The organism is Saccharicrinis aurantiacus (assembly GCF_947489045.1).
Taxonomy (GTDB): Bacteria; Bacteroidota; Bacteroidia; order Bacteroidales; family Marinilabiliaceae; genus Saccharicrinis; species Saccharicrinis aurantiacus.
Map to the genome: position 1 here is coordinate 51,012 of NZ_CANLCN010000002.1, position 13,618 is coordinate 64,629.

Annotated in this window: 9 protein-coding genes; all 9 read left to right on the top strand. The window is 35.2% G+C overall.

Annotation, left to right across the window (positions count from 1 at the left end):
• The first annotated feature begins 126 nt into the window (after positions 1 to 126).
• Positions 127 to 1,728 carry a tetratricopeptide repeat protein gene (locus QMO11_RS03430; protein WP_282036042.1) on the top strand — a complete coding sequence of 534 codons (1,602 nt, stop codon included), beginning with the start codon at positions 127 to 129 and terminating at the stop codon, positions 1,726 to 1,728.
• Positions 1,729 to 1,775: 47 nt separating this feature from the next.
• Positions 1,776 to 4,025 carry a helix-turn-helix domain-containing protein gene (locus QMO11_RS03435; protein WP_282036043.1) on the top strand — a complete coding sequence of 750 codons (2,250 nt, stop codon included), beginning with the start codon at positions 1,776 to 1,778 and terminating at the stop codon, positions 4,023 to 4,025.
• A gap of 39 nt (positions 4,026 to 4,064) precedes the next feature.
• The gene (locus QMO11_RS03440; protein ID WP_345741845.1) at positions 4,065 to 4,391 is read left to right on the top strand and encodes a sensor histidine kinase; all 327 of its coding nucleotides are present in this window, start codon (positions 4,065 to 4,067) and stop codon (positions 4,389 to 4,391) included.
• A 77-nt stretch (positions 4,392 to 4,468) separates the two neighbouring features.
• Positions 4,469 to 5,350, top strand: coding sequence for an AraC family transcriptional regulator (locus QMO11_RS03445; RefSeq protein WP_282036044.1), 882 nt, complete (start codon positions 4,469 to 4,471; stop codon positions 5,348 to 5,350).
• Positions 5,351 to 5,548: 198 nt separating this feature from the next.
• On the top strand, positions 5,549 to 7,024 hold the full coding sequence (ilvC, locus tag QMO11_RS03450) for a ketol-acid reductoisomerase (protein ID WP_282036045.1): 1,476 nt from the start codon (positions 5,549 to 5,551) through the stop codon (positions 7,022 to 7,024).
• Positions 7,025 to 7,697: 673 nt separating this feature from the next.
• Positions 7,698 to 9,530 (top strand): dihydroxy-acid dehydratase, encoded by a 1,833-nt coding sequence (ilvD, locus tag QMO11_RS03455; RefSeq protein ID WP_282036046.1) that lies wholly within the window; start codon positions 7,698 to 7,700, stop codon positions 9,528 to 9,530.
• A gap of 79 nt (positions 9,531 to 9,609) precedes the next feature.
• Entirely contained in the window at positions 9,610 to 11,319 is a 1,710-nt protein-coding gene (gene ilvB / locus QMO11_RS03460; protein WP_075603363.1) for a biosynthetic-type acetolactate synthase large subunit, read from the top strand.
• A 32-nt stretch (positions 11,320 to 11,351) separates the two neighbouring features.
• Positions 11,352 to 11,906, top strand: coding sequence for an acetolactate synthase small subunit (ilvN, locus tag QMO11_RS03465; RefSeq protein WP_075603362.1), 555 nt, complete (start codon positions 11,352 to 11,354; stop codon positions 11,904 to 11,906).
• Positions 11,907 to 12,121: 215 nt separating this feature from the next.
• Entirely contained in the window at positions 12,122 to 13,618 is a 1,497-nt protein-coding gene (locus tag QMO11_RS03470) for a 2-isopropylmalate synthase (RefSeq protein WP_282036047.1), read from the top strand.

The window sequence follows — 13,618 nt, forward strand, 5'->3', positions numbered from 1 at the left end:
AATCGAAAGTCTTAATTTCTATTTTTGCACTAGGACAAAAATGAGACATTGAAGATTTTTTAATGAGACACAAGGATAACTCTCATCTTGAAATAAAGCCACTAATTAATTGTATATCTATATTTTATGAAACTTATTTTACCAGTAATATTCTTTAGTATATTTTATTATTCTGCTTTAGCAGTAGACATAGACGGTACTAAAAGTTTATCGTATGATGATATGCAGAATTTAAGTATTACCTCTGTTTCTAATCCTGATTCGGCTATTATACGCCTTAAATTAATATCTAATACAGCTACGTCAGATTTGGATACTACCAAGTTGTTAGAAGCCATTCTTACATTAAGTGATATCTATCGTGTAAACGAAAAATATAGTTCTGCATTTGATTATGGAGGTCAGGCGCTTTTTTTGGCAGAACAGTTTAAGGATACTTTTTTATTATCAGAGGCTTATAATAAATATGGTATTCTGAACTATTTGTTCTACCAAAAAGGTGATGCCATAAAGTATCTAAATAAATCAGTTGAATTATCGAAGAATCTAAAAAAAACAAATTGTAATACTCCACAGTTGCGATCAAGATATTTTAACCTCGCTTTAGCGCATAGAAAATTCGAGAACTATAATATGGCTCTTACTTATCTTGATTCTTGTTATGCTCTAGGGAATAAAGAGACACCTTACATCGATTCCGAAAAGGGCATAATTCTGTTAAAACAAAAGAAATATAACGAAGCCATTCCTGTTTTAATTGCTTCAGCAAAACAATTTGAGAAAATTGAGGATCTTAAGGATCCGAAAAATACAAAAGGCTACTTATTAGTAATTTATGCACATTTGGCCGAAGCTTATGAGGGAATAAAGAACTACACGAAGGCTTTAAATTACTACTCTAAAGCATATTTATCGCTTGAAAATAATAAAAGATACATGAGCCATAAGGCTTCCATTCTTGAAAGGTATGGATGGCTCGAATACAAAGTAGGACGATATAGGCAAGCATGTGAACGCTTACGTAAAGCTTCTGAAATAAACGAAAAGCACTTTAGCACACGAACCATAAGTAACGCTGATTTCTTAACCACACGCGACAAGTATCAAGAGAGTATCCAACAAAAAGATAAAGAAATTGCAATACAGAATCTTTTAATTGCAGAACATGAAAAAAAAATGTTGCGCATAAATGTTATTCTCTATTCTTTAGTTCTCTTTATTCTACTGTTCATAATCTTTATCTATACCAAGCATAAAATAAAAAAACAAAAACGTGCTTTTATTGAAATAGAAGAAAAAGAGAAAGAAGCCAAACTCCAGCTTGAGCAAAAGAATAAAGAGTTAACAGCTTCAACTTTAAAACTGATTGAAAAAGATGAGCTGGTTGATCAGTTATCGATGCATCTAAAAAACATAGCATCCAATAATGAAATCGACGGTCTTTTAAAATCAATTTCGCAGCAAAGTAAAACGCTTTGGGATGACTTTAATAGTCGATTTATGGCCGTTAACGAAGGGTTTTACGAGAATATAAACACCCGTTTTCCCGAATTGAGTCCTGCCGATCTAAAAATATGTGCTCTAATTAAACTTAACTTCTCAGGTAAAGAAATGGCGCACCTATTAGGAATATCAATCAATAGTGTGAATAAGGCACGCTACAGACTGAGAAAAAAGATGAACTTAGATAGGGAAGTAAATTTGAGTACTTATATTTCTTCGTTTTAAAAAACGAATCAATTCATTAATTTGCAGTGCAATAATAAAATCAATTTATGAATCAAGATACAGCAAGCTTAACCGACATTCTTTCACAATTTATTAATACCACCAATCAGCATATTTTCTTAACAGGAAAGGCAGGAACTGGTAAAACTACCTTTCTTCGTAATATTGCCAAAACAACACATAAAAATATAGTGATTGCTGCACCCACTGGCATTGCTGCTATTAATGCGGGTGGAGTTACTTTGCATTCTTTGTTTCAGATGCCCTTTGGCGCTTTTATTCCAGATAATGAAGGGTTGAATTCTATCCCTTTAAATTCGGTTGCCATTAATAGTCCTCGAACTCTATTGAAGGGATTTCATATGCACAAGAATAAAAGAAGTGTATTACAAAAAATGGAACTTCTAGTTATTGATGAAGTGAGTATGCTTCGTGCTGATTTATTAGATGCTATTGATTTATTATTAAGAACCGTTCGACGAGAAAGAAACATCGCATTTGGTGGAGTTCAGGTTTTATTTATTGGCGATTTATTGCAGCTTCCTCCAGTTATAAAAGATGAAGAATGGAGGCATTTATCTAAATATTATAAAGGAGTTCATTTCTTTAATGCTCAGGTTTTGCAGCAAGCTCCATTATTATATATTGAGTTGGATAAAATTTATCGCCAATCTGATGCGCAATTTATAAATCTATTAAATAACCTGCGCGATAATATAATTACGAACAACGATATTGAATTACTCAATCAATTTTATAAACCCAATTATCAACAAACCTCTGATGATGGTGTAATTCTATTAACAACTCACAATAGAATTGCCGACGAAAAAAACTCAACAACTTTGGCTAAAATTGAACAGCCAGAACAAACTTTCAGAGCAACTGTAACCGATGATTTTAAAGAGTATAACTATCCCGCAGAGGAAAACCTCAAACTAAAAGTTGGTGCTCAGGTAATGTTTATTAAAAACGACTATTCGGGCGATCAGCTCTATTTTAATGGGAAAATTGGACATGTAGAATCTTTCTCAGAAAATGAAATTACCGTCAGCTTTACCGATGGTTCTGAAACGGCCACTGTTGAGCCTTATACTTGGGAAAACAAAAAATATGTACTTAATAAAAATAGTAACGAAGTTGAGGAATCTGTCGCGGGCACTTTTACGCAATATCCTCTTAAATTAGCGTGGGCAATTACGGTTCACAAAAGCCAAGGCTTAACTTTTGATAAAGCTATTATAGATGTAGGTAATGCTTTTGCCCCTGGTCAGATTTACGTAGCACTATCTCGCTTGCGCGATATTAAAGGCTTAATTCTTACTTCAAAATTACCTTCGCAAGGAATCCCTATTGATAGCAGCTTGAAGGAATTTAGCAAACTCAAGAAACAGAAAGAAGAATTGATGCCCGTATTAAAAGAAGCATCCAATTTATACTTACAAAGTTATGCATTGTTTGCCTACGATTTTAATAGCTTAATGCAAGAACTTCGTAATCACCTAAGTAGTTACAATAAGGATAAAAATCGATCAGTTAAACAACAACACAAAGAATGGGCTTCTAATTTGGTTAATGCTTCGCAAGGCATTAAGGATGTAGCCGATTCTTTTAGAGCACAGATCTATAAAATAACTAATAATAAAGAAGATGGGTACCTATCCATACTTAATGAGCGCATAGAAAAATCGATTGCTTACTTTGAGCCTTTAGTTAAAAAACTTCACGATCAGGTAAGAACTAAAATGAGTGAACTTACAAAGGCCAAAGGTGTAAAAGCTTATCAAACCGAGTTGGTTGATATATCAAACCTATATTACGGTCAGTTACAACGTATTTATAAAGTTAAGGCTCTTATTGATGCCACACTAGAGGGTACTGATGTAAGCAAGGATTCTATTAAAAATCCTGAATTTAGCGAAACACGAGAAATTGTTGAATCCAAGAAGAAAACTCGTACTGCAAAAGAGAAAAAAGATCCTAAAACACCAAAGATTCCAACTCATCAAATATCTTACGATTTATACAAGTCGGGCAAAACCGTAGAGGAAATTGCCAAAGAACGTTCTTTTGTGACCATGACAATTGAAGGTCACCTCGCCAAATATGTACAAACAGGAGATTTAGATGTAAAAGATTTTGTAGCTCCTGAAAAAATAGCACCCATAGAAAAGGAAATACATAAGTTGGATGATTTTGCGCTTAACCCAATAAAAGAAGCACTAGGCAGTAATTATAGCTATGGAGAAATTAAAATGGTAATTGCCTGGATGAAATCACAAATTGAGGGGGAATAAAATATTTTTCTGAATGAAAAATTTATATCAGATCATTTTCTGCTAAGCAGAATATTAAACAACCTAATATCAAACGCCATTAAGTTTTCAGAGAAAGGGAAACACATTCACCTAACTGTTCTTGAAAGTGGAGATTTTGTTAGCTTTAAAATAAAAGATGAAGGACCTGGGATTACTGAAGAGGACCAAAAACTAATGTTTAAACTTTTCCAAAAACTTTCAGCAAGACCAACCAATGGTGAGAGTTCAAATGGCTTAGGACTCTCTATAATTAAAAAGCTCACAGATAAACTACATGGCCAAATAAAAGTTAATACTAAAATTGGAGAAGGAACTGAGTTTATTATTGAACTACCTAAAAAGTAAAGTGTTTTAATATCATTGTTGTTATCATTCTGAAGTCTTATTTTTGCGATAGCAATTAACCAATTAAAAACTACTTTGTGGCTCAAAATATCCCAACATATAGTTTAAATTCATTTAGCAACGCTAAACACTTAAGCCGTCAATTTCAGGTTGAGGTATTTGATGCAAACCGCCACTTTAAAGTTAGCTACCCACATCGCCACGATTTTTTCGAAGTATTATTTCTTACCAAAGGATCAGGCTTTCATGTTATCGATAGTAGCAAATATAAAATTGAGCCCAACACCGTATTTTTTATGTCGCCTGGGCAGGCTCATAAAATTGAGTTTTCATCGGATATTGAAGGTTACATATTTATTTTTACCTCCGAATTCTATCTTATAAATAAGAATAACAATAATCGCTTATTAGAATTTCCATTCTTTTTCACCATCAATCAAGATAATCCACCTTTGATTTTCTCCGATGGGAATGATGCTAAATTTCTAATTCAATTATTCACACAAGCTATTGTAGTTACAACAAAATCCGACTCCCCTAATATGGAGTTATTAAGATCTTTGCTTGATTCCATATTAAATTACTGTGCGTCACTTTACAAAAGTGATGAGTACGAACTAAGTACAGGTAAAGGTCATTTATTGGTAAAACGTTTTTTTCAGTTGGTTGAGGAAAATTACCAAAATAATTTAAGCGTAAATCAATATGCTGAGAAGCTAAACATTACTTCTAATCATCTTACGCAAACCATTAGACAACTCACTGGTAGAACTTCTAACGACATACTACAATCAAAACAAATCCTAGAAATCAAAAGACTTCTAATACATACAAACCTAACAGTCACACAAATAGCCGACCAATTAAATTTTACAGATCAGTCTTATTTTACAAAATTCTTTAAAAAGAACACAGGTATCACACCTCATAAATTTAGGACTTCGTACTCCGATTCCTGAATGCATATTCATACAAAGAATATACAATCCACGAAAAGTACCTAAATTATCCTCTTTTGTCTGTATTCAGCTTCATTTTTTATATGTTGATTTGTAACATGATGATTTGTACATTGCATGTCGGAGTTTAAAACTCTCCACATTTAATTATAAATCAATTGTTTATTTTTAAGTTAATCACATTATAAAATATAAAAGATGGCTAATTATTTTAATACTTTACCGTTGCGCGAGCAGTTAAACCAATTAGGGGTTTGTGAATTTATGGATATCTCAGAATTTGCTGATGGTGTTGATAAATTAAAAGGAAAAAAGATTGTTGTTGTTGGTTGTGGTGCACAAGGACTAAACCAAGGATTAAACATGAGAGATTCTGGTCTTGATGTTTCTTATACACTTCGTCCTGCTGCAATTAAAGAGCAACGCCAATCGTATAAAAATGCCACTGAAAATAACTTCAAAGTAGGAACTTATGAAGAAATGATTCCTACCGCTGATATGGTTATTAACTTAACTCCAGACAAACAACACACCAATGTTGTTACTGAGGTTATGCCATTAATGAAAAAAGGTGCTACACTTTCTTACTCACACGGTTTCAACATTGTTGAAGAAGGCATGCAAGTACGCGAGGATTTAACTGTTGTAATGGTTGCTCCTAAGTCTCCTGGTTCTGAAGTTCGCGAAGAGTACAAACGTGGATTTGGGGTTCCAACATTAATTGCTGTTCACCCAGAGAACGACCCTAATGGCGACGGATTAGAAATCGCAAAAGCTTATGCTGTAGGTACGGGTGGTCACAGAGCTGGTGTATTACATTCATCTTTTGTAGCTGAAGTTAAGTCTGACCTTATGGGTGAGCAAACTATCCTTTGTGGTTTATTACAAACTGGCTCAATTCTTTCTTTTAACAAGATGGTTGAAAAAGGAATCGATAAAGGGTACGCTTCTAAATTAATCCAATACGGATGGGAAGTAATTACTGAAGCATTAAAAATTGGTGGTATCACTAACATGATGGATCGCCTTTCAAATCCTGCTAAAGTTGAAGCTTTCAAATTATCAGAAGAATTAAAAGATATCATGCGTCCATTATTCCAAAAGCATATGGATGATATCATGAGCGGAGAATTTTCTTCTACTATGATGGCTGATTGGGCTAACAACGATAAAAACCTATTAACTTGGAGAGCAGAAACTGGCGAAACAGAGTTTGAGAAAACTCCTGCTGGCGATGTTGAAATATCTGAGCAAGAATATTTCGATAATGCTACTTTATTAGTTGCTTTTGTAAAATCAGGTGTTGAGCTTGCTTTTGAAGCAATGACTGATGCTGGTATTAAAGAAGAGAGCGCTTACTACGAGTCATTACACGAAACTCCATTAATTGCAAACACTATCGCTCGTAAAAAATTATACGAGATGAACAGTGTAATTTCTGATACTGCTGAGTACGGATGTTACCTATTCGATCACGCTTGTAAACCTTTATTAGTTGATTTCATGAAGAAAGTTGAAACTGATATTATCGGTAAAAACTTCAACGAAGGAAAAGATGCTTCTGTAAGCAACATGGAATTAGTTGAAATTAACGAAGCCATCCGTTTCCACGATGTAGAAATTATTGGTGCTGAGTTAAGAGGTGCAATGGGTGCAATGAAAGCCATTGTATAGTAACTTAAGATACAATTAAAAATATCAACCCTGTTTTAGTTATTCTGAAACAGGGTTTTTATTCATAACAAACCTATATTCTCATCAAATTTAGTCTTAAAGAAGACCTTCGAATTTTAAATATGAGAGTGCAACCTATATATCCAATAGGATATTTTTGCTGATTAAGATTTTGTGAATATTTTTCCATTAGTTATTGAGTCCTTACTACTAATAAATATCATGTGATATTTATCACTATTGTTTATTCATAAGCCCTCAACCCCTATGGATTAGCGAACAATTATTCATTTGAATATTCAATTACACCTTTGCTTTAACAAGGAGCAATTACAATATGTAGTTATACATTGTATATTTATACAAAAGTGACACTTTATATGTATTTTTTTGAATCATTTTTTTTGATGGTACAAAAAAAGTTCTACATTTGTAATCGTTGATTTTTAGTCAACAATAAAAAAGCAAAACGATTATGAATAATAATTTTTCACTCATTCTCAGCATTATTAATCTCTTGGTCATTACCAAGTAGAAGTGAGAGTGGTGTGTAAAATTTAACATTATAGGATTTTATATAAGCCTTTCTCACATAGTTGAGAGAGGCTTTTTTTATGCCTAAACGTGACATAAGTACCCAATTTAGTAGTCTTGACATTAGATATTTATAGCAATGAAGAATAGATTAAGAAGTGCAACAACAACCGAAGGTAGAAGAATGGCTGGAGCCAGAAGCCTTTGGAGAGCAAACGGAGTTAAGGAAGAACAATTCGGCAAACCAATGATTGCCATTGTTAATTCGTTTACACAATTTGTACCAGGTCATGTTCACTTACACGAAATTGGTCAGGACGTAAAACGAATGATCGAAGCCCAAGGATGTTTTGCTGCAGAGTTTAACACCATTGCTGTAGATGATGGTATTGCTATGGGACATGATGGTATGTTATATTCTTTACCATCTCGTGATGTTATTGCTGATAGCGTTGAATATATGTGTAATGCACATAAGGTAGATGCTATGGTTTGCATCAGTAACTGCGATAAAATTACTCCAGGAATGTTAATGGCAGCAATGCGATTAAATATCCCTGCTGTATTTGTATCAGGTGGTCCAATGGAAGCCGGTAAAGTTGGCGATAAAGCATTAGATTTAGTAGATGCTATGGTTATGGCTGCTGACGATTCAGTTTCTGATGCAGAAGTACAGGCGGTTGAAGAAAACGCTTGTCCTACTTGTGGTTCTTGTTCTGGTATGTTTACAGCAAACTCAATGAACTGCTTAAACGAAGCAATCGGCTTAGCATTGCCAGGTAATGGAACGATTGTAGCAACACATGCCAACAGAAAAGCATTGTTCGAAAAAGCAGCTGCTCAAATTGTTGAAAATACATATAAATATTATAGAGATGGTGACGACTCTGTGTTACCTCGATCAATAGGTACATTTAATGCATTTAAAAATGCAATGACTTTAGATGTAGCCATGGGAGGTTCTACAAACACAGTATTACATATCTTAGCCATTGCACATGAAGCAGGGGTTGAATTTACGATGGACGATATTGATCAAATATCACGCAACACGCCTGTATTGTCTAAGGTAGCACCAAATTCTCATTATCATATCGAAGATGTAAATCGCGCTGGTGGTATTTTAGCCATTCTTGCCGAATTAGATCGCGGCGGTTTATTAGATAATACCGTTAGTAGAGCTGACGGATTAACTTTAAAACAAGCCATTGCCAAATACGACGTAACTTTAGAAAGTGCATCTGAAGAGGCTAAAGAAATATATTCAAGTGCACCAGCAGGTATCAGAAACCTAGTTATGGGCTCACAAAAAACAATGTATGCCCGCCTAGATTTAGATAGAGAAAGAGGTTGTATCAGAAGTATTGAAGGTGCTTACAACAAAGATGGTGGTTTGGCTGTTCTTAAGGGAAATATTGCTCAAGATGGCTGTGTAGTAAAAACTGCAGGTGTTGATGAATCAATATTTAAATTCACAGGGAACGCCCGTGTTTACGAGTCTCAAGATGCAGCATGTGATGGCATCTTATCAGGAGAGGTTGTTGCTGGCGAAGTGGTAATTATTACCTACGAAGGCCCTAAAGGTGGACCAGGAATGCAAGAAATGCTTTACCCAACATCGTATATTAAATCGCGTCACCTTGGTGAAAAATGTGCATTAATTACCGATGGTCGTTTTTCAGGTGGTACATCAGGTTTATCAATCGGTCATGTTTCTCCCGAAGCTGCAGCTGGTGGTAATATTGGTCTGGTACAAACTGGTGATGTAATTGAAATTAACATTCCCGAAAGATCAATAAACGTAATGGTTTCTGATGAGGAATTAGAAAAACGTAAGCAGGCAGAACTCGCAAAAGGTAAAGATGCATTTATGCCTTCTCAACCTCGCGAGAGAAATGTATCAAAAGCATTAAAAGCATATGCTAGTTTAGTAAGTTCAGCGGATAAAGGAGCTGTAAGATTAATTGATTAAATAAAAAGCAAAATAGGTTTTTAAGTATATCAGATGGCAAATATAATCTGAGTAGGAGAAAGCCACAAAGCCAATACTCATGGATTACAACACAAAAGGGGAGGAAAAAATTTCCGGTTCAGAAGCATTGCTTCGCTCATTACTTTGTGAGGATGTGGATTTAATATTTGGTTATCCTGGAGGTGCCATCATGCCAGTTTATGATGCACTTTACGATTACCAAGATAAATTACATCATGTACTCACACGCCATGAACAAGGAGCTGTTCATGCGGCACAAGGATATGCTAGAGTAACAGGGAAAGTCGGTGTCTGCTTTGCAACTTCGGGGCCAGGAGCCACAAATACGGTAACCGGTATTGCTGATGCAATGATAGATTCAACACCCCTCGTGGTTATTACCGGACAAGTTGCCTCACCCCTTTTAGGTACAGATGCCTTTCAGGAGATTGATGTAATCGGTATTACTCAGCCCATAACTAAATGGAATTTATTAGTTAAAAAAGCTGCTGATATACCGGCAGCCATTGCCAAAGCATTTTATATAGCTTCATCTGGCCGACCAGGCCCTGTGGTAATTGATATTACAAAAGATGCTCAATTTGAATTAACGTCTTTTAATTATAAGAAAGAAACTCTAGTTCGCAGCTATACTCCGGTTCCAATGACGAAGCCAGAAACAATAGTAGAAGCTGCCGAGATAATTAATAACGCTAAAAAACCCATGGCTTTAGTTGGTCAAGGTGTTATTCTTGGTGAGGCAGAAAGTGAGTTAAAAACGTTTCTTGATAAAACGGGTATCCCTGCAGCGTGGACATTATTAGGTCTATCTGCAATGCCATCCGATTACGAATTAAACGTTGGAATGCTAGGCATGCATGGTAACTATGGCCCTAATGTTAAAACCAACGAATGTGATGTTATCATTGCTATCGGAATGCGTTTCGACGATAGGGTAACCGGAGATGCTACCAAATATGCCAATAATGCCAAAGTTATTCATCTTGAAATAGATCCTGCTGAGGTAAATAAAATTATAAAAGCTGATGTAGCTGTAATGGGAAGTGTAAAAGATACTTTACCACAGCTTACAAAAGTTGTTAAGCCAACCACACACACCAATTGGCTTGCAGAGTTTAAAAAGTGTGATGATTTAGAAATTGAAAAAGTAATTGATGCCGAGGTATTCCCAAAACAAGGAGGAATGAACATGGGCGAGGTTGTTAATAAGATTTCTGAGGCCTTCGATCACGATGCAGTGGTTGTAACCGATGTGGGTCAGCACCAAATGATGGCCTCTCGATACTTTAAATTTAAGCAATCAAAAAGTATTGTAACATCAGGTGGATTAGGTACAATGGGATTTGGTTTGCCAGCAGCATTAGGTGCTAAATTAGGTGTACCAGAACGCGAAGTTTGTGTTTTTATTGGAGATGGAGGTTTCCAAATGACGATACAAGAATTGGGAACCATTTTCCAAACTAAAGCAGCTGTAAAAATTGTTATTTTAAACAATAACTTTTTAGGCATGGTACGTCAGTGGCAAGAGTTATTCTTTGATAGAAGATATGCTTCAACTGAACTTTGCAATCCAGATTTCCAAATGATCACCAAAGGTTTTGGTATCGAAAGCGAATTGGTAACTGAACGTAAAGATTTAGATGCCGCGGTTGAAAGAATGGCTAAAAGTAAAGAATCGTTCTTACTTGAAGTTAGAGTAGAAAAAGAAGGTAACGTATTTCCGATGGTTCCATCAGGAAGTTCAGTTTCAGATATTAGATTAGAGTAGTATTTTAGTTCAGTCTTTTAAAAAGAAAAAAAATGCAGCAAGAATTCACTATAACCATATTTTCTGAAAACCATGTCGGGCTCCTCAATCAGGTCACCACTGCTTTTACACGCAGAAGTATCAATATTGAAAGTCTGAATACTTCGGAATCATCTCTTGAGGGAATCCATAAGTTTACCATTGTTGTTTTCACTACACGTGAGCAAATTGATAAACTTAAAACTCAAATAGAGAAAAAAATTGATGTACTCAAGGTATTTGTATTTACCACTGATGAAATTATTCATCAAGAGATGGCACTATATAAAGTTCCAACAGAAGCACTTCTCTCAGGTAACGAAATTGAGGATATTGTAAGAAAATACGGAGCTCGTATTATGGAGATTACTCCTGAATATACGGTAATTGAAAAAACTGGCCACAAAGCAGAAACACAAGAACTCTTTGTTAGGCTCGATAAATATAAAGTACTCCAATTTGTGCGCTCAGGCAGAATTGCCATCACTAAGTTACGAACAGAACTCCTTGAAGAGTATCTGCTTAAACTTAGAGCAGAGAACAAAATTAGAGGAATAGAAACATTTTAAGTAAAGGGAATTAGAGGTTTATGATACCTATTTTATTTTAAAAGTAGTGATAAATTATTTTAGATATTTTAAGTTTAGGTAAGGCAAAAAGTTGAGACATAGCATTCGCTATGGCGATATCTTTTTAACGAAGCATACGCTTAAAAGAATTAAATAATAGCACTAGGTTCAATGTAACATTGGTATATACTTCAACAAATATTTATTTTAAGGTTATGAGTAGTAATAAAGTACATATTTTTGATACCACATTAAGAGATGGGGAGCAAGTCCCAGGTTGTCAGTTAAATACTATTGAGAAGATAGAAGTAGCCAAGCAACTCGAGAAATTGGGTGTGGATATCATTGAAGCAGGATTCCCTATTTCAAGTCCAGGAGATTTTAATTCTGTTGTTGCTGTTTCTAAAGCAGTAACATACCCAACAATATGTGCTTTAACTCGTGCAGTTAAAAAAGATATTGAGGTAGCTGGCGATGCATTAAAATATGCAAAAAGAGGCCGTATCCATACTGGTATCGGAACTTCTCCATATCATATTTATCAAAAATTAAACTCCAATCCTGATGAGATTATAGAACGTGCGGTTGCTGCTGTTAAGTATGCAAAAGAACGTGCGGATGAGGTAGAGTTTTATGCTGAAGATGCTGGAAGAAGTGAGAACGAATTCTTAGCTAGAGTGATTGAGGCAGTAGTTGCAGCTGGTGCTGATGTAGTAAACATCCCTGATACAACAGGATATTGTTTACCTCATGAGTATGGGTCTAAAATAGCCTATTTGGTAAATAACGTACCTAACATTGATAAAGCAATTATCGCCACACATTGCCATAACGATTTAGGAATGGCTACAGCAAATACATTGGCTGGAGTTGTTAATGGTGCGCGCCAAGTTGAGGTTACCTTAAATGGATTAGGTGAAAGAGCTGGAAATACCGCTTTAGAGGAAGTGGTAATGGCTATTAAATGTCATCAAGATTTAGATTTTGAAGTAGGTATCAATCCTAAAGAGATTATAAAAACAAGTAAATTAGTTTCTACATTAATGCGTATGCCAGTTCAGGCAAATAAAGCAATTGTAGGACGAAATGCTTTTGCACACTCTTCTGGTATTCACCAAGATGGTGTTTTGAAAAATCGCGAAACTTACGAAATTATAGATCCTGCTGATGTGGGTATCGAAGAATCTAGTATTGTTTTAACAGCTCGTAGTGGTCGTGCAGCATTAAAGCACAGATTACATGTATTAGGTTACGATTTAGATCAAGAAAAATTAGACCAAGTATATAAAAACTTCTTAGTATTAGCTGATTCTAAAAAAGATATTGGTGATGATGACTTAGAAGTTTTAGTTGGCCACGAGAAGAAAGAAGAGCGTGTTATCAAATTGGAGAATTTCCAGGTTATATGTGGTAAATCTTGTATTCCTTCTGCTACGGTTACCTTAATATATAATGGTAAAACAATTACAGAAACTGCTACAGGCGATGGACCAGTTGATGCATCATTTACAGCTATCAAAAAAATGGTGCCGTTCGATGTAGTACTTGAAGAATACTTGGTACAAGCTGTAACACGCGGATCTGATGATATTGGTAAAGTACACGTTCAATTATCTCACGATGGTAGAACATACCATGGGTTTGGTGCTAACGTTGATACTTTAACCGCTTCTGTTTGGGCATACTTAGATGCGCTTTCGAAGTTTGCATAA

Excerpts from the sequence above, each read along its gene's own strand:
- ilvD (WP_282036046.1), top strand. The coding sequence starts at position 7,698 with ATGAAGAATAGATTAAGAAGTGCAACAACAACCGAAGGTAGAAGAATG.
- ilvB (WP_075603363.1), top strand. The coding sequence starts at position 9,610 with ATGGATTACAACACAAAAGGGGAGGAAAAAATTTCCGGTTCAGAAGCA.
- QMO11_RS03470 (WP_282036047.1), top strand. The coding sequence starts at position 12,122 with ATGAGTAGTAATAAAGTACATATTTTTGATACCACATTAAGAGATGGG.
- ilvC (WP_282036045.1), top strand. The coding sequence starts at position 5,549 with ATGGCTAATTATTTTAATACTTTACCGTTGCGCGAGCAGTTAAACCAA.
- QMO11_RS03435 (WP_282036043.1), top strand. The coding sequence starts at position 1,776 with ATGAATCAAGATACAGCAAGCTTAACCGACATTCTTTCACAATTTATT.
- ilvN (WP_075603362.1), top strand. The coding sequence starts at position 11,352 with ATGCAGCAAGAATTCACTATAACCATATTTTCTGAAAACCATGTCGGG.
- QMO11_RS03430 (WP_282036042.1), top strand. The coding sequence starts at position 127 with ATGAAACTTATTTTACCAGTAATATTCTTTAGTATATTTTATTATTCT.